This window comes from Novosphingobium sp. (assembly GCF_965214355.1).
In the GTDB taxonomy this organism is placed as follows: Bacteria; Pseudomonadota; Alphaproteobacteria; order Sphingomonadales; family Sphingomonadaceae; genus Novosphingobium.
The window spans coordinates 1,461,524-1,478,161 of sequence record NZ_CBDCBI010000002.1 but is presented as its reverse complement, the minus strand read 5'-3'; the positions used below and the strand labels follow the sequence as shown (position 1 = coordinate 1,478,161).

Genomic DNA, 16,638 nt, shown 5'->3' with positions numbered 1-16,638 from the left:
CGTGTTCCACATTTGTTCGATTTACGCAAGCCGCGCCGCGCGCCCCTTCACAGGGCAGGTGTCGAGATAGGATGCGCCGGCCGGATGACAACCTGCCCTCCTGGCCTGTGAACGGATCATCAGGGCGGATGATCGGGGCGGATCAATAGCGGATACGGATTCCCGCAAAGGCCCCGCGGCCGATCGTGCCATAGCCGGCGACCGTCGGGGTGTGATCGTTGAACAGGTTTTCGATCCGGCCATAAAAGTCGACAAACCGCCCGAACGGCAGACTGGCGCGCAATGTGGTCAGTTCGCCTGTACCCAGCCGCACGGTGTTGGCCGCATCGTCCCAGCTGCCGCTCTGCACCCGCACATCGGCGCTGAGCACGACGCCCTTGAACGGCGAAGTCCAGTCGACCGTGGCGGTAACCGCATCGTGCGGGCTGTGCGCCAGCTGCTTGCCCTCGGTTGCACCGCCCGGCGTCCGGTCCCGGGCGTTGTCATAGCTGTATAGCGCCGACAGCCGCAGTTTGGCCGACGGCACCAAAGTCGCTTCAAGTTCGACACCATCGGCGCGCGCGACGCCGACATTGAGGAAAGTGCCATCGGGGCGGTTGACGCAAGTTGGCAGGACAGACCCGGTGCATCCGGTAAAACCCATCGCGTTGCGGCTGTCGCGGCGATAGGCGGTCGCGGCCAGCTTGATCCGGCCATCGTCGCCCGAATATTCGATACCGCCGTCATAGCTGTTGGCGGTTTCGGGGCGAAGCGCGCTGTTGCCGAACCGGGAATAGAGTTGATACAGCGTCGGCGATTTGAACCCTTCGGCATAGCTGGCGCGCAGACGCACGCCCTCGACCAGTTTGACGCTGGCATTGGCGCTGTAACTCTCATGGCTGCCGAATTGGCTGTGATCGTCGACCCGGAACCCGGCGGTCAGCGTGGCGACCGGGCCGTACCAGCCGAACAGCGCGTGGGCGCTGTCGATCCGCGCGCGCTGAACGGGATTGTAGCTGCTCGAATAGCTCATCCATTCGTCATCGGCACCGAAATTGGCGGCAAAGCCCGCGGGCAGCTTGATCGATCCGCTCAGGTCGGCGCGTTCCGAGCGGCCCAGCCAGGTCGGATTGGTGGTCGCAGGCTGCCCGGTCACGTCGCTGATCGTGTCCAGATACACGCGCCGGGTGGTCGAAACGGCATAGCCCGCTTCGAGCATGACCCCGCCCTTTTCGAAATGCGCGGCGGTTCGCCCCGAAAACTGTTCGGTTTCCAGCGCGCTGACCGGATCGCCCGCGAGTTCCAAAGGCGTCGGAAAACCTTTGCCGCTTTCCTTGCCGTCGGCATAACGCGCGGTTGCAATCACCGACAGGGTATCGGTCAGATTATAGCGGCCGCGTGCGCCCAGGTGCCATTGATGATACCCGCCCGGGCCATCGTCGCGCTCTCCCGGATAGCTGTCGTCGGCGACATAACCGACATTGAAAGCAAGCGCATAGCGGTCTTTCCTGATACCGGCGCCGAGGTTGTAGGCGACATTGTCGTGCGTGCCCACTTCAACCGAGGCAAGGATGCCCTTGGTCTCGGGTGTGGTCAGCGCGATCACGCCGCCAATCGCGCCACTGCCCCACACCACCGAATTGGTTCCGCGCAGCACATCGATGCGGTCGATGCCCGCAGTGGTCAGCGTGCCGAAATCGAAGCCGCCGCTCTGCCCCGCAACGTCGGTCATGCGCACGCCGTCGATCATCACCAGCACATCGCCCGGCGAAGCGCCGCGAAAGTGCACTTGCGTCGCGCTGCCCTGCGCGCCGTCGCGCGTGGTGGTGACTCCGGGGATCAGCGCGAGCACACGCGTAAAATCGGCACCACCGATGCGTTCGATATCATCGGTGTTCAAAACCGTGACCGTCTGGCCGACTTTGTCGAGCGCCAGCTTGCCACCGGTGACCAGCGTGGTGACCGGCACCGGCGCGATATCGGGCGCGGCCTGCGCTTCCTCGGGCGGCGGGTAATCGTCTGGCGCAGCGGCCGGCACGGGTGTCGGTGTCGGTGTCACTGGGGGCACAGTCTGGGCGATGGCAGTGCCCGCCATCAACGCCGAGGCCACAAACCCGGTTGCGCCAATGCCGCGGATCATGCCGGTCATCCATTACTCCTAGCCGGCCGGTCGCCGCTGCGCGCGCAGACACATGGCGCACCCCGGCGCATAGCGGCGCGCGCCGCGCACGACAACCGTATTTGCCACGCCAGGGCCCAGCCGGATTGTGGCCGGTCGGTTAAGGTCATGGCAGGGGTTTGTCGCATATCGGTACACGCACCGATGGCCGCGTGATCCGCGCGGTGGAATCGGATACATGCGCAGGACGCTTTACCACGAGGTGCCGCCAGGCCCGAATGCCGCTGGAAATCGCCTATCGACCGGTCGTCCTGGACTTTGCCGGGATCGCGCCAGATGCGCCGGGCGACGCTGTGCCCGCAGCCGGTTACGCCGCCTTTGCCATGGCGGCGCAAAACCAGGCGGAACCGCGCGCGCGCGATTTCGTCGCGCGCATCCGGCAGCGCGACACGGTGTCCTATCGTCGCATGCTGCATCGCCCGGCGCGGCTGCGCCAGCGGATTGCGGGGATCGCGCTGATCGGGCTGCTGCCCGCGCTGCTCGCTGCGCTCGGCTGGGGCGATCCACGCGGGATTACCGGCGCGGCAGCGCAGGACAAGACGTGGCACGCGCCTTCGCCTGTCTCGCGCCAAATTGCACCAGTGACGCCCGCCGTCGTTGCGGACGTGCATTCCGACGCGGAGCCCTCTGCGTCGATCGGCCCGAGTGCGCGGCCGCTGTTGCTTGCGGGCAGTTCGCTCGATCGCTGGCGCGCGCTGCAATGCCTGACCACGGCGATTTATTATGAGGCAGCGCGCGAGCCCGATGACGGACAGCGCGCGGTGGCGCAAGTCGTGCTCAACCGCGTTGCGCATGCGGCCTTTCCCAAGACAGTGTGCGGCGTCGTCTTTCAGGGTTCCGAACGATCGGGCTGCCAGTTCAGCTTTGCCTGCGACGGGTCGCTGGCACGCCGGCCGATGGCGCAATGGTGGGAACGCGCACGGCGCGTCGCCGAGACCGCGCTCGCCGGCAATGTCTATACCCCGATTGGCCTGGCCACGCATTACCATACCAGCGCGGTTCACCCCGCGTGGGCCGATACCATGGCATTCCTGGGCACGATCGGCGCGCACCGGTTTTATCGATGGAACGGCGGCGCGGGCCAGACGCAGGCGTTTGCCGCTGTCTACACCGGCAATGAGCCACTGGCAGCGCCGCATCCGCATGACTTTACCACGAGCGACGCCGATCTGGCGGATGCGGTGGTGCTGCAGAAAGCGTTCGAGGCCGGACGTTTGACCGCGCTGCGTGAAACACCGGCAACAGTGGCGCCGGCGTTGCCGGGTCAGCCGCCCGCGCTCGCCCCGCCCGGCCCGAATGCCTCGCCTGCAAGGCCGACTGTCGCGCCCGAGACGCCCCGCCCCCAGCTCATGCCCGGATCGGGCGCCGTGCGCCCAGAAGCCGAGCAGCAATATGACGGCGCCGCGCACTGGATCCATCAGCCGGGGACCTGATCGCCGGAGGTACCGGCATCTCCACCGCTGCGAGCTCAAGTAATTAAAATTAGGCACGATTTGAAAGTTTGATTGTCGTCTCCTTTACTGTGTCGCCTCACGACCCATTCACGGGTTGGGGCTAAAGCCTGGGCAACCGGGCGGTCAAACCGCCGGCCGGTTTTTTGATTTGGTGGAGACCCCCGACGATGCTGCGATTTGCCCCACGCTATGGTATGGTATCGCCTGCTCTTGTCCGGCCCTCGCGCCTTCCGCGTCGCTTTGCCGGCAATGACAATGCCATGGATCTGGCGTCAGCGCGCACGGCCCGGGCCGCCGCACTGGCAGATGCGCGTGTGCAGGCCGCGTTGCGCCTGTTTGCCGTTCACGGCCTGTCGGCGGCAGAGCGCGCGCGCCAGTCGGCCGCGAATGCCAATGCGCGCGGCGATGACAGCGATGCGAAATGGTGGAATGATATCAGCGTGATGCTGGGCCAACGGCGGAAATAAAGCCTCACCAAAAGCCCTCGCCCTCGAAACGGGCGGGGCTTGAATAAATGCCTGTCCGGCCCATCATCCGCGTGTCACACTGCCATGGCATGGCCCCATACGCGCGGTTTTGACCCCAGCGCCCAAGACGTGTGATATTGCGAACCGTTATCATAAAAACCCCGCATTTCGGTGTTTTACCGCCTTGCAATCCCAATTCCACGGGCCTAACGACCGAGGCGCCCCATCGGATGCCGTCTTGTCACGCGGGACGTAGGACGGGATCCGGGGCCCGGTTTTGTCCATCAGGACGCATGTTCAGTTCAGTCCCGCAGCTACGGGAAAGGACCGTAAATGGCTCGCAAGAAAATTGCGCTGATCGGCGCCGGAAACATCGGCGGCACCCTCGCACACATCGCTGCGCAAAAAGAACTCGGCGATATCGTCCTGTTCGACGTGGCTGAAGGCGTGCCCCAGGGCAAGGCGCTCGACCTGTCGCAGTGCGGCCCGGTCGAAGGATTTGATGCCTCGATCACCGGCACCAACGATTACAAGGACATCGCGGGCGCCGACGTGATCATCGTCACCGCCGGGGTTCCACGCAAGGCGGGCATGAGCCGCGACGACCTGCTGTCGATCAACCTGAAAGTGATGAAAGCGGTCGGCGAAGGCATCAAGGCCAATGCGCCCGATGCGTTCGTGATCTGCATCACCAACCCGCTTGATGCGATGGTCTGGGCTCTGCGCGAATTTTCAGGGCTGCCCACCAACAAGGTCGTCGGCATGGCCGGCGTGCTCGATTCGGCGCGGTTCAGCACGTTCCTCGCCTGGGAATTCGGCGTTTCGGTGCGCGATGTGAATTCGTTCGTGCTCGGCGGCCATGGCGATACGATGGTGCCGGTGGTGGATTATTCGACCGTCGCGGGCATCCCTGTCACCGACCTGATCAAGATGGGCCTGTCGACGCAGGAAAAGATCGACGCGATCGTGGCGCGCACGCGCGGCGGCGGCGGCGAGATCGTTGGCCTGCTGAAGACCGGATCGGCGTTTTATGCCCCGGCGGCATCGGGCATCGCGATGGCCGAGGCGTATCTCAAGGATCAGAAGCGCGTGCTGCCATGCGCCGCGCATGTCGACGGCGAATACGGCGTCGATGGCTTCTATGTCGGCGTGCCGGTCGTGATCGGCGCGGGCGGTGTGGAAAAGGTCATCGAAATCGCGCTCGACGACACGGCCAAGGCCAATCTCAAGGTCTCGGTCGACGCGGTCAAGGAACTGCTGGTGGCGTGCAAGGGCATTGCGCCCGAACTGGCCTGATAAAAACGATGACGGCGGGCCCATTTGCGATGGGTCCGCCAGCATGTGTTCATGATCAATGGATCACGGACGGCGCACACATCCTGACATCGCACCCGGGTAATCACCCTGACCCCCGACAGGGGTATTTGGTCCCGGTTTTGTGTCAGGTCACGCCGACCGTTCCCCGCCCTGCCGGCGGGACAGGAGTTTGAAGATGGGCCAGGAATTTCAGGAATTCGATGTGGATCCAGCGCAGGAAGGCCCCCAGGCCGGACCGAGCTGGGCATCGAAACGCTGGCCCGTGACCGACGCGGGTGCCGAAGACGAGCTGACCCGCGCGCTCGACCCGATGGCGCTGAAGCTGGAAATCGCCAAGGCCCAGAAAAAAGACGCGCCGAAACTCGATGAGGCCGCCCTGGAACAGGCCGCGGCGGATTCCATCCGCGCGATGCTGCTTATCCGCACATATCGCGTGCGCGGCCATATGACGGCCGATCTCGATCCGCTGGGCCTGGCACGCCAGCACGTCCCTGCGGATCTTTCGCCCGAATACCACGGCATCACCGGCGCCGCGCTTGATCGCAAGACCTATCTTGGTGGCGTGCTCGGCCTGCAGTGGTCTACCCCGCGTGAGATCGTCGAGATCCTGCGCCGGAATTATTGCGGCAAGATCGGCTTTGAATTCATGCACATCGCCGATGTGGAAGAGCGCAAGTTCCTTCAGGACCGGATCGAGGGCGGCGACAAGTCGATCGATTTCACCCCCGATGGCAAGCGCGCGATCCTCGCTGCAGTCATCCGCGGCGAACAGTACGAGAAATTCCTCGGCCGCAAATATGTCGGCACCAAGCGGTTCGGCCTCGATGGCGGGGAATCGATGATCCCCGCGCTCGAAGCCGTGATCAAGTACGGTGGCCAGCTGGGCGTACGCGAAATCATCACCGGCATGTCGCATCGCGGCCGGCTGAACGTGCTCGCCAATGTGATGGCCAAGCCCTACCGCGTGATCTTCCACGAATTTTCGGGCGGCACCGCCAATCCCGAAGACGTCGGCGGTTCGGGCGATGTCAAATACCACCTCGGCACGTCGACCGATCGCGAATTCGACGGAATCAAGGTTCACATGAGCCTGACGCCCAATCCGTCGCATCTGGAAACGGTGGACCCGGTGGTGCTGGGCAAGACGCGCGCGCAACAGGTGTTTCGCGACGATATCGGCGCGGGCAAGCACAAGCAGGTCCTGCCGGTGCTGATCCACGGCGATGCGGCATTTGCCGGCCAGGGCATCGTATGGGAATGCTTCGGGTTTTCGGGCGTGCGCGGGTACAACACCGGCGGCTGCATCCATTTCATCGTCAACAACCAGATCGGTTTCACCACCAGTCCGCAGTTTTCGCGCGGATCGCCGTATCCGTCGGATGTCGCCAAGGGCGTCCAGGCGCCGATCATCCATGTCAACGGCGACGACCCGGAAACGGTGACTTTCGCGTGCAAGCTGGCGATCGATTACCGCCAGAAATTCGGCCGCGATGTCGTCGTCGACATGTGGTGCTATCGCCGGTTTGGCCACAACGAAGGCGACGAACCCAGTTTCACGCAGCCGCTGATGTATGCCAAGATCCGCCAGCATCCGCCTATCAGCACCGTCTACGCCGACCGCCTGGTCGCGCAGGGCGTGATCGACGGCGCGTGGAAGACGCAGACCGAGGACGCGTTCGTCGCGACGCTGGAAAACGAATTCGAGGCTGCCAAAAGCTACAAGGCGAATGAGGCCGACTGGTTCGGCGGACGCTGGAGCGGGCTGAACAAGCCGGCGGATCCCGTGACTGCGCGGCGCAATGTGCCCACCGGCATCGATGCCAAGCTGTTCGACAGCCTGGGCCGCGTGCTGACCACGATCCCCGACGATCTGACCGTGCACAAGACGCTTGGCCGCGTGATCGATGCCAAGCGCGAAATGTTCAAGACCGGCACCGGCTTCGACTGGGCGACGGGCGAAGCGCTGGCTTATGGCAGTCTGGCGACCGAAGGCTTCAACATCCGCCTGTCGGGCCAGGATTCGGGGCGCGGCACGTTCAGCCAGCGCCACGCCGTCTGGGTCGATCAGAACGACGAGCACCGCTATGTGCCGCTGGCAACGCTGCCGCATGGCCGGTTCGAAGTGCATGACAGCACGCTGTCCGAATATGGCGTGCTCGGGTTCGAATACGGCTATGCCAGTGCCGACCCGAAAACGCTGGTGCTGTGGGAGGCGCAGTTCGGCGATTTCGCCAACGGCGCGCAGATCGTGATCGACCAGTATATCGCCGCGTCCGAAGCCAAATGGCTGCGCGCCAATGGCCTGGTGATGCTGTTGCCGCATGGCTATGAAGGCCAGGGGCCCGAGCATTCGTCGGCGCGGCTCGAACGTTATCTGCAGCTTTGCGCCGAAGACAACCTGCAGGTGTGCAACATCACCACGCCGGCGAATTACTTCCATGTCCTGCGCCGGCAGATGCATCGCTCGTTTCGCAAACCGCTGATCATCATGACGCCAAAGAGCCTGTTGCGCCATCCGATGGCGAAATCGAATGCGTCCGATTTCATCGGCGACGGACATTTTCAGCGCATTCTGTCGGACATTGCCGGCCCGGCTGACGTCGATACGCGCAAGGTCATCCTGTGCAGCGGCAAAGTCGCCTATGACCTGTTCGAAGCGCGTGCGCAGCAGGGCCTCACCGATACGCAGATCATCCGCGTCGAACAGCTCTACCCCTTCCCTGGCGAACCGCTCGCGGCCCGCTTTGCGCATATGCCCAACCTTGAAGAGGTGGTCTGGTGCCAGGAAGAGCCGAAGAACAACGGCGCCTGGTTCTTTGTCGAGCCGTTGATCGAAGAAGCGCTGAAGTCGGGCAAGTCGCGCGTGACGCGCGCGCAATATGCGGGCCGGGCCGCCGGCGCGTCGCCTGCGACCGGAATCGCCAAGCGCCATGCCAGCGAACAGGCGGCGCTGGTCGCCAATGCGCTGGCGCTGTCGGTGCGCGACGAGATCCGCCGCAAGAAAAAAGCCTGATTGTCCTACACCTATCGCGTTACAGGAACCCATACGATGTCCATCGAAGTCAAAGTGCCAACGCTGGGCGAAAGCGTTAGCGAAGCGACCGTCGGCCAGTGGCTGAAAAAGCCGGGCGAAGCCGTCGCGCAGGACGAAGCGATTGTCAGCCTGGAAACCGACAAGGTCGCGGTCGACGTGCCGGCGCCGTCAGCGGGCATCATGGGCAATTACCTGGTCAAGGAAGGCGACACCGTGCTGGTCGGTGCGTCGCTGGCGCTGATCGAGGCCGCCGGCAGCGCTGCGGCGCCCGCGCCTGCTGCTGCACCCGCACCGGTTGCGGCACCCGCTACCGTTGCGGCGCCTGCGCCTAATCCAGCGCCGGCGTCTGCTGCCGATACCCCAGCCACCAAGCCTGTGGCCGATGCGGAAGCCGCCGCGCTGTCACCGTCCGTGCGCCGCGCCGTGCTTGAATACGGCATCGACCCGGCGACGATCAAAGGCACCGGCGCCGGCGGCCGCCTGACCAAGGAAGACGTGTCTTCGGCCGCGCAGGCCAAGGCCGCCTCGCCCGCGCCGGCGGTTGCTACGGCCGCAGCGCCCGTGCCCGCGACGGTGGCCCCTGCCGGCGCGCGCAACGAAGAGCGCGTGAAGATGACGCGCCTGCGCCAGACGATCGCCAAGCGGTTGAAATCCGCGCAGGACAACGCCGCGCTGCTGACCACGTTCAACGATGTCGACATGTCGGCAGTGATGGGCGCGCGCGACAAATTCAAGGATGCATTCGAAAAGAAGCACGGCATCAAGCTGGGCTTCATGTCGTTCTTCGCCAAGGCTGCGGTGCTGGCGCTGAAGGACATTCCGTCGGTCAACGCGCGGATCGAAGGCGATGAAATCATCTACCACGATTACGTCGATATCTCGATCGCGGTCTCGGCACCCAACGGCCTGGTGGTCCCGGTCGTGCGCGATTGCGACAAGCTGTCGTTTGCCGGGATCGAATCCGCAATCGCCGGTTTTGGCAAGAAGGCGCGCGACGGCGCGCTGACGATGGATGATATGAAGGGCGGCACGTTCACCATTTCGAACGGCGGCGTGTTTGGCGGGCTGATGTCCACCCCGATCATCAATCCGCCGCAGTCTGCCGTGCTCGGCCTGCACCGTATCGAGGATCGCCCGGTCGTGCGCGGCGGCCAGATCGTGATCCGCCCGATGATGTATATCGCGCTGTCATACGATCACCGTCTGATCGACGGGCGCGAGGCGGTGACTGCGCTCAAGACGATCAAGGAGGCGATTGAAGAGCCAACGCGGCTCCTGATCGACCTGTAAGCCCTACGAATCCGGGACAAACACAATGGCAGACTACGATTACGACGTGCTGGTCATCGGATCAGGCCCCGGCGGTTATGTTGCGGCAATCCGCGCTGCGCAGTTGGGACTGAAGACCGCATGTGCCGACGGCCGTGCGACGCTTGGGGGCACCTGCCTCAATGTCGGGTGCATTCCCTCGAAGGCGCTGCTGCACGGGTCGGAATTGTATGACGAAGCTGCCAACGGCACGATGGCCAAGTTTGGCGTAAAGGCGACCGGCGTCGAGCTCGATCTCGACGTGATGATGGGCGAAAAATCGACCGCGGTGCGCGAGCTGACCGGCGGGATCGAATTCCTGTTTAAGAAGAACAAGGTCACCTGGCTGAAAGGCTATGCAACGTTTGCCGACGCGCATACCGTCGTGGTGGCCGACGCCAAAGTCACGGCCAAACATATCGTGATCGCGACAGGGTCGTCGGTCACGCCGCTGCCCGGCGTAGCAGTCGACAACGATCGCGGCGTAATCGTCGATTCGACCGGCGCGCTGGCGTTGAACAAAGTTCCCGGGCATCTGGTGGTGATCGGCGGCGGCGTGATCGGGCTTGAACTTGGTTCGGTCTGGCGCCGGTTGGGCGCGCAAGTCACGGTGGTCGAATATCTCGACCAGCTGCTGCCCGGCATGGACGGCGATGTGCGCAAGGAAGCTGCCAAGATCTTCAAGAAACAAGGACTTGAGCTCAAACTGTCAACCAAAGTCACCAGTGTCGCGGCCAGCGACGGCAAGGCGACCGTGACGATCGAGCCCTCGGCCGGCGGCGCTGCCGAAACGATCGAAGCCGATGTGGTGCTCGTCGCAATCGGGCGCCGCCCATATACCGACGGCCTGGGCCTTGATGCGATCGGCCTGGCGGTCAATGCGCGCGGGCAGATCGAGACCGACCATGATTTCCGCACCAGTGTCGATGGCGTGTGGGCAATCGGCGATGTGATTCCCGGCCCGATGCTGGCGCACAAGGCCGAGGACGAAGGCATCGCGGTTGCCGAAAACATCGCCGGCCTGACCGGCATCGTCAACCATGCCGTCATCCCCGGCGTGGTCTATACCAACCCCGAATTTGCCGGCGTTGGGCTGACCGAAGAGATCGCCAAGGGCCTATACGACATCAAGGTCGGCAAATTCCCGATGATGGCCAACAGCCGCGCCAAGACCAACCGGGAACCGGACGGCTTCGTCAAAATCATCGCCGACGCGAAAACCGACCGGGTGCTGGGCGTGTGGATCATCGCAACACTGGCCGGCACGATGATCGCCGAAGCGGCGCTGGCGATGGAATTCGGCGCCACCAGCGAAGACATCGCCTACACCTGCCACGCGCATCCGACGCACGCAGAAGCAGTCAAGGAAGCGGCCATGGCGGTAAGAGGCAAACCGATCCATATGTGATCGGTGTGGGGCAGTTCCGTTCCCCGAACAGACCGAGTCATTCCCGCGAACGCGGCAATCCAGTTCCAACGGTTCAAAGGTGAGCCAATGGGTCGTTGCGCAATGCACCCTCTGGATTCCCGCGTTCGCGGGAATGACTCGGTTTTTGGTTGTGAGAGGGGCTCTGCGAGCAGGATTTGCCCCCTACGACCCCTTCACCCGATCTCCACCACAACCTTGCCCACCGCCGTGCGGTTCTCCAGGCTGGCGATCGCCTCTGCGCCGCGCTCCAGCGGGAACCGAGCTGAAATGCGCGGGGCAATCCGCCCGTCGGCCAGCATCGCAAACAGATCAGCGACTTCCACTTTGAACCGTGCCGGATCACGCGCGGTAAACGCACCCCAGAACACGCCGCAGACATCGCACGATTTCAGCAGCGTCAGGTTCAGCGGCAGACGCGCGATCCCTGCCGGAAAGCCCACGACCAGAAACCGCCCTTCCCACGCGATCGCGCGCAAGGCCGGCTCCGAATAATCCCCGCCGACGATGTCATAGACAATATTTGCGCCATCCGGCCCGCACGCTGTCTTGAACGCCTCGGTCAGTTCGCGCGACTGCGCCTTGTCGAACGGCGCGCGGCCATAGATCACCACATCGTCGGCGCCGGCCTCACGCGCCAGGGCAGCCTTTTCTTCCGACGAAACACCCGCGATCACCCGCGCACCGAACGCCTTGGACAATTCGATCGCCGACAGGCCAACTCCGCCGGCGGCACCCAGGATCAGCACGACATCGCCCGCCTTGATATGCCCGCGATCGACCAGCCCATGATAATTCGTGCCATAGGTCATCAGCAACGATGCGCCGGTTTCGAAATCGACGGATTCGGGAAGTGCAAACAGGCGCCCCTGGTCGATCACCGCATGCGTGGCCAACCCGCCATTGCCGACCAGGCCCATGACGCGGTCGCCCACGCTCCAGCCGGTCACGCCGGCGCCCACCGCGCTGATTACGCCCGCTATTTCGCTACCCGGGGCAAACGGCCGCGCAGGTTTGAACTGATAGAGGTCACGGATGATCAGCGTATCGGGAAAATTGATCGAGCATGCCTTGACGGTGACCACCACTTGCCCCGCGCCCGGCGTCGGATCGGGCAAGTCTTCGAGAACCAGCGTTTCGGGTCCGCCGGCGGCGTGGCTGAGCAGGGCTTTCATCGATCTCTCCCGGATAAAATTCTCAGCCGCTGAAGTGCCAAGAAATATCCGGGATGGAAAGCCTTTTAATCGCGCGTTTAAGCCGCGATGCTGCTCGCCAGGAATGGCCGCTCGGTGCGCACGACGTGCTCGAATGCACCGATCGCGGTATCGCGCGCCAGTGTCAGCCCGACTTCATCGAGCCCGCCCAGCAGGCAGGTCTTGCGAAACGGATCGATTTCAAAGGTATAGCGATCCTGGAACGGCGTCGTCACGGTCTGATGTTCGAGATCGATATGGATCGTCTCGGTCCTCGCCACTTCGACCAGGCGATCGATGGCGGCTTGCGGCAGGACCACGGTCAGAATGCCGTTCTTGAACGCGTTCCCCGAAAAAATGTCCGAGAACGATGGCGCGATCACCGCACGCACGCCCAGGTCGAGCAACGCCCAGGCGGCGTGTTCGCGGCTCGACCCGCACCCGAAATTGTCGCCCGCGATCAGGATTGGCGACCCTTTGAATTCCGCGCTGTCGAACAGGTTGTCGGGATCGGTGCGCAACGTCTCGAACGCGCCGCGTCCCAGACCTTCGCGTGTGATCGTCTTGAGCCAGTGCGACGGGATGATCACGTCGGTATCGACGTTTTTCTGCGCAAACGGATAAGCACGACCGTTGATGGTGTTGACAGGTTCCATTGCTGGCGATCAATCCGTTTCAGGGGGCGTATGATGCAGGACTGCGGGCTTTCTGTCGGCGCGATCCTTGCGGCGCGAGGCATAGAGCAGTGCCGCAGCCACCGCTGCCGAACCGATCGCCGCGCCGGCGATGGCAGCAGCCCCGGCCCACGATCCGGTCAATGCTTCGGAAATTTCGTCGTCCTTGCTCACACCCGTCACTCCCTTCGTTTGGTTCCGACACCGGCCCTGGCATGGGTTGCATGTCCCAGGCTTGAACGGGCCATCGATCAGACCAGTTCGCGCACATCAGTCAGATGGCCCACCACGGCCGCGGCCGCAGCCATCGCCGGGCTTACCAGATGCGTGCGCGCACCCGGCCCCTGGCGTCCGACAAAATTACGATTGCTGGTCGAGGCGCAGCGCTCGCCCGCCGGGACCTTGTCGGGGTTCATGCCCAGGCACGCGGAACAACCCGGCTCGCGCCATTCGAATCCGGCATCGGTAAACACCCGGTCCAGCCCTTCGGCTTCTGCCATCGCCTTGACCAGTCCGGACCCTGGCACGACGATGGCCCATTTGACGCTGTCGGCCTTGTGCCGGCCCTTGAGCACGGCGGCCGCCGCGCGCAGATCCTCGATCCGGCTGTTGGTGCAGCTGCCGATGAACACGTTCTGGATCGCGACCGCGTTCAGCGGCTGGCCCGGCTCCAGGCCCATGTAGGCCAGCGACTTCGCCGCCGCCTCGCGCTTCGATGGGTCGGCAAAGGTTTCGGGCGCGGGCACCACGCCGGTGATCGGCAGAACGTCCTCGGGGCTGGTGCCCCAGGTCACGCTCGGCGCGATATCGGCGGCATCGATCACCACGACTTTGTCGTATGTCGCACCGGCATCGGTCGCAAGGCTGGTCCACCATGCCACGGCAGCATCCCATTCGGCGCCCTTTGGCGCATAAGGGCGGCCTTTGACATAGGCGATCGTCTTGGCATCGGGCGCGATCAGGCCGGCGCGTGCGCCATGTTCGATCGCCATGTTCGACACCGTCAGGCGCCCCTCGACCGACAGCGCGCGGATCACCGCGCCGGTGTATTCGATTACATAGCCACTGCCGCCCGCTGCGCCGAGCACCCCGGTGATATGCAGCACGACATCCTTGGCGGTCACGCCCGGGGTCAATTCACCCTCGACGCGCACTTCCATCGATTTCGATTGCTTGAGCAACAGCGTCTGCGTCGCGAGCACATGCTCGACCTCGCTGGTGCCGATCCCGAACGCCAGCGCGCCCAGCCCGCCATGACACGCGGTATGGCTGTCGCCACATACGATGGTGGCACCGGGCAGCGAAAACCCCTGCTCGGGCCCAACAACGTGGACGATGCCCTGCTCCAGATCGGAATCACCGATGTAGCGAATGCCGAATTCGGGCGCATTGCGCTCCAGCGCGGCGAGTTGCTGCGCACTTTCGCCATCGGCGATCGGAATGCGCGCACCGTTCGCATCGCGCCGCGCCGTCGTCGGCAGGTTGTGATCGGGCACCGCCAGAGTCAGGTCGGGCCGGCGAACCGTGCGCCCGGCGAGCCGCAGTGCCTCGAACGCCTGCGGGCTGGTCACTTCGTGGACGAGATGCCGATCGATGTAGAGCAGGCTGGTGCCATCGTCGCGGGTTTCGACAACGTGAGCGTCCCAGATCTTCTGATACAACGTGCGCGGATTTTTCGTGGTCATGCCTGCCGGGTAATCCTGTCTGCCCTTTATTTCAAGGCAGCGGTTCATTTTGGCGCGTAGCGTTCAGCGCCCAAGGCGGGTATAGCGTTGCCATGATCTATCTGCTGATTGTCGTTGCCGCTGCGCTTGCGATGGAATGCCTGGCCTGGGCCAGCCACAAATATGTGATGCACGGCTTTGGCTGGGCCTGGCACCGCGATCATCACGAACCGCATGACGGGTTCCTGGAAAAGAACGACCTTTTCGCAGTGGTCGGTGCGGTAATCTCGATCAGCTTTTTCGCGATCGGCAGCCCGCTGGTCCTCGGCGGTGCGGCATGGTGGCCGGGCACCTGGGTCGGGCTTGGCGTGATGGCTTATGGCGTGATCTATACAGCGGTGCATGACGGCCTGGTCCACCAGCGCTGGTTTCGCTACGTACCGCGCGGCGGCTATGCCAAGCGCCTGGTCCAGGCGCACAAGCTGCACCATGCGACGATCGGCAAAGCAGGCGGGGTAAGTTTTGGCTTCGTTTTCGCGCGCGATCCCAAGGCCTTGAAACGCGAACTTCAGAAACAGCGTCAGGACGGGACTGCGATCGTCCGGGACGCGTTCTAGGCAGTTACCGAGACGACATCGCCGACCGCAATCGTGCCCAGCCCATCGGGGATCGCGTTTCGGCCAAAAATCGGTTCGCGCAATTTGCTGTCACCCGGCATGACCCGGCCCATCGCACGCAAGGTGCGCAAGGGTTCCAGACGATCGATCACTTCGCCGGTGTCGACATCTTGTGTCGTGATGACGCAACGCGTGCACGGCTTGACCACGCGCACCGAAACATGGCCGATCTGCAAACGCTGCCAACCGTCTTCGGCAAATGCCCCGGGCGCGCCTTCGATTACCAGATTCGGCCGGAAACGCGCCATCGGGATCGGACTGGCCAATTCCCGATTGAGCGCGTCGAGCGATGCAGTCACCGTTACCAGCAGCGGAAAACCATCGGCAAAGCTGACATGGTCGGTGACTTCGCCATCCGCCACCGGCCGGCGCACGCCATCGGGCAGGTGAACCAGTCGCATGGCTTGCCCCAGCAAAGCCGACAGCCATTGCGCCGCAGGATCGCCGGCATCGTGCGCCGCGACGTGATCGCCCCACACCCGAACCCGTACCAGCGGCGCGTTGTCGGGCACGGGCACCGCGAGCGATGTGCCATCACGATGCGACAAGACTATTCCCGCGCCGATCGTCGGCGCGGCATGAAAATGCGCCATCGCAGGCAATTCGCGCCGGGTAAGAAACCGCCCTTCGGGCGTCGTCACCATCCAGCGGCGGTCATGGGCAACGCCGCGTGCCTCGATCGCGGCGCTGGGCACCTCTTGTCCGCCAAGCGATTTCACCGGGTAACGCCAGATCGCAGCGACACGCATGGTCATGCCGTGGCGATCCGCGCAGCGTGTTGGCGGACCAGTGCGATCATGTTGGGCACGCCCTGGGTGCGGTTGGACGATAACTGATTTTTGAGATCGAACCGTGCCAGCGCTCCTGCGATATCGCTGTCGGCGACTGTACGCGCGGTCTGGCCCTGAACGGCCGCCAGCACCAGCGCGACGATTCCCTTGGTGATCGCCGCATTGCTGTCGGCCAGGAAATGCAAGCCGTCGTCTGCGCCATCCAGCGGATAGACCCATACACTTGCCGAACAGCCGCGCACCAGCGTGGCATCGGTCTTGAGCGCATCGGGCATCGGTTCGAGTTCGCGGCCCAGATCGATCAGCAGGCGATAGCGATCATCGCCATCGAGGAATTCATACTCTTCGTAAATGTCATCGAGTGTGCGCATCACGTCCGCCCAGGCTGATCCATCACGCCCCGATCGCGCCATCCCCGCCCCGGATCAGGTCCGGGGCGGGAACCGCTGCCTTTGGGGCACACAGACTCAAGAAA

At 63.8% G+C, this 16,638-nt stretch carries 14 protein-coding genes; 7 read left to right on the top strand and 7 right to left on the bottom strand.

Annotated elements, in window-relative coordinates:
- Window positions 1-142: 142 nt before the first annotated feature.
- On the bottom strand, window positions 143-2,128 hold the full coding sequence (locus ACOOE2_RS07275; protein ID WP_420382348.1) for a TonB-dependent receptor plug domain-containing protein: 1,986 nt from the start codon (window positions 2,126-2,128) through the stop codon (window positions 143-145).
- A 149-nt stretch (window positions 2,129-2,277) separates the two neighbouring features.
- On the opposite strand from ACOOE2_RS07275, the gene ACOOE2_RS07270 reads away from it, so the two are divergent.
- The 6 genes from ACOOE2_RS07270 (at window position 2,278) to lpdA (ending at window position 11,146) form a co-directional block, all read left to right on the top strand.
- Window positions 2,278-3,591, top strand: coding sequence for a cell wall hydrolase (locus ACOOE2_RS07270; RefSeq protein WP_420382347.1), 1,314 nt, complete (start codon window positions 2,278-2,280; stop codon window positions 3,589-3,591).
- A 281-nt stretch (window positions 3,592-3,872) separates the two neighbouring features.
- The gene (locus ACOOE2_RS07265) at window positions 3,873-4,079 is read left to right on the top strand and encodes a hypothetical protein (protein WP_420382346.1); all 207 of its coding nucleotides are present in this window, start codon (window positions 3,873-3,875) and stop codon (window positions 4,077-4,079) included.
- A gap of 333 nt (window positions 4,080-4,412) precedes the next feature.
- On the top strand, window positions 4,413-5,375 hold the full coding sequence (gene mdh / locus ACOOE2_RS07260; protein ID WP_420382345.1) for a malate dehydrogenase: 963 nt from the start codon (window positions 4,413-4,415) through the stop codon (window positions 5,373-5,375).
- 196 nt (window positions 5,376-5,571) lie between these two features.
- Window positions 5,572-8,409 carry a 2-oxoglutarate dehydrogenase E1 component gene (locus ACOOE2_RS07255; protein ID WP_420382344.1) on the top strand — a complete coding sequence of 946 codons (2,838 nt, stop codon included), beginning with the start codon at window positions 5,572-5,574 and terminating at the stop codon, window positions 8,407-8,409.
- A gap of 36 nt (window positions 8,410-8,445) precedes the next feature.
- A complete protein-coding gene (gene odhB / locus ACOOE2_RS07250) occupies window positions 8,446-9,720 on the top strand; it encodes a 2-oxoglutarate dehydrogenase complex dihydrolipoyllysine-residue succinyltransferase (protein ID WP_420382343.1) in 1,275 nt (424 codons plus the stop codon).
- 25 nt (window positions 9,721-9,745) lie between these two features.
- Window positions 9,746-11,146, top strand: a complete 1,401-nt coding sequence (gene lpdA / locus ACOOE2_RS07245; protein ID WP_420382342.1) for a dihydrolipoyl dehydrogenase — start codon at window positions 9,746-9,748, stop codon at window positions 11,144-11,146.
- Between the two features lie 194 nt (window positions 11,147-11,340).
- On the opposite strand, the gene ACOOE2_RS07240 is transcribed toward lpdA, so the two are convergent.
- The 4 genes from ACOOE2_RS07240 to leuC form a co-directional block, all read right to left on the bottom strand.
- A complete protein-coding gene (locus tag ACOOE2_RS07240) occupies window positions 11,341-12,339 on the bottom strand; it encodes an NADPH:quinone oxidoreductase family protein (protein ID WP_420382341.1) in 999 nt (332 codons plus the stop codon).
- A gap of 77 nt (window positions 12,340-12,416) precedes the next feature.
- Complete coding sequence (gene leuD / locus ACOOE2_RS07235) at window positions 12,417-13,013, bottom strand: 3-isopropylmalate dehydratase small subunit (RefSeq protein ID WP_420382340.1); 597 nt, start codon at window positions 13,011-13,013, stop codon at window positions 12,417-12,419.
- Window positions 13,014-13,022: 9 nt separating this feature from the next.
- Window positions 13,023-13,205 (bottom strand): hypothetical protein, encoded by a 183-nt coding sequence (locus tag ACOOE2_RS07230; RefSeq protein WP_420382339.1) that lies wholly within the window; start codon window positions 13,203-13,205, stop codon window positions 13,023-13,025.
- Between the two features lie 77 nt (window positions 13,206-13,282).
- Window positions 13,283-14,716 carry a 3-isopropylmalate dehydratase large subunit gene (gene leuC / locus ACOOE2_RS07225; protein WP_420382338.1) on the bottom strand — a complete coding sequence of 478 codons (1,434 nt, stop codon included), beginning with the start codon at window positions 14,714-14,716 and terminating at the stop codon, window positions 13,283-13,285.
- Between the two features lie 92 nt (window positions 14,717-14,808).
- On the opposite strand from leuC, the gene ACOOE2_RS07220 reads away from it, so the two are divergent.
- Window positions 14,809-15,312 (top strand): sterol desaturase family protein, encoded by a 504-nt coding sequence (locus tag ACOOE2_RS07220; protein WP_420382337.1) that lies wholly within the window; start codon window positions 14,809-14,811, stop codon window positions 15,310-15,312.
- Here the strand turns inward: ACOOE2_RS07220 and ACOOE2_RS07215 are convergent.
- Both ACOOE2_RS07215 and ACOOE2_RS07210 read right to left on the bottom strand, forming a co-directional pair.
- Window positions 15,309-16,127, bottom strand: coding sequence for an MOSC domain-containing protein (locus ACOOE2_RS07215; protein WP_420382336.1), 819 nt, complete (start codon window positions 16,125-16,127; stop codon window positions 15,309-15,311). The genes ACOOE2_RS07220 and ACOOE2_RS07215 overlap by 4 nt on opposite strands.
- Window positions 16,124-16,534, bottom strand: a complete 411-nt coding sequence (locus ACOOE2_RS07210) for a SufE family protein (RefSeq protein WP_420382335.1) — start codon at window positions 16,532-16,534, stop codon at window positions 16,124-16,126. Before ACOOE2_RS07210 ends, ACOOE2_RS07215 begins: the two co-directional genes overlap by 4 nt.
- Between the last annotated feature and the right edge of the window lie 104 nt (window positions 16,535-16,638).

Excerpts from the sequence above, each read along its gene's own strand:
- ACOOE2_RS07275 (WP_420382348.1), bottom strand. The coding sequence starts at position 2,128 with ATGACCGGCATGATCCGCGGCATTGGCGCAACCGGGTTTGTGGCCTCG.
- ACOOE2_RS07265 (WP_420382346.1), top strand. The coding sequence starts at position 3,873 with ATGGATCTGGCGTCAGCGCGCACGGCCCGGGCCGCCGCACTGGCAGAT.
- mdh (WP_420382345.1), top strand. The coding sequence starts at position 4,413 with ATGGCTCGCAAGAAAATTGCGCTGATCGGCGCCGGAAACATCGGCGGC.
- ACOOE2_RS07255 (WP_420382344.1), top strand. The coding sequence starts at position 5,572 with ATGGGCCAGGAATTTCAGGAATTCGATGTGGATCCAGCGCAGGAAGGC.
- odhB (WP_420382343.1), top strand. The coding sequence starts at position 8,446 with ATGTCCATCGAAGTCAAAGTGCCAACGCTGGGCGAAAGCGTTAGCGAA.
- lpdA (WP_420382342.1), top strand. The coding sequence starts at position 9,746 with ATGGCAGACTACGATTACGACGTGCTGGTCATCGGATCAGGCCCCGGC.
- ACOOE2_RS07240 (WP_420382341.1), bottom strand. The coding sequence starts at position 12,339 with ATGAAAGCCCTGCTCAGCCACGCCGCCGGCGGACCCGAAACGCTGGTT.
- leuD (WP_420382340.1), bottom strand. The coding sequence starts at position 13,013 with ATGGAACCTGTCAACACCATCAACGGTCGTGCTTATCCGTTTGCGCAG.
- leuC (WP_420382338.1), bottom strand. The coding sequence starts at position 14,716 with ATGACCACGAAAAATCCGCGCACGTTGTATCAGAAGATCTGGGACGCT.
- ACOOE2_RS07220 (WP_420382337.1), top strand. The coding sequence starts at position 14,809 with ATGATCTATCTGCTGATTGTCGTTGCCGCTGCGCTTGCGATGGAATGC.
- ACOOE2_RS07215 (WP_420382336.1), bottom strand. The coding sequence starts at position 16,127 with ATGACCATGCGTGTCGCTGCGATCTGGCGTTACCCGGTGAAATCGCTT.
- ACOOE2_RS07210 (WP_420382335.1), bottom strand. The coding sequence starts at position 16,534 with ATGCGCACACTCGATGACATTTACGAAGAGTATGAATTCCTCGATGGC.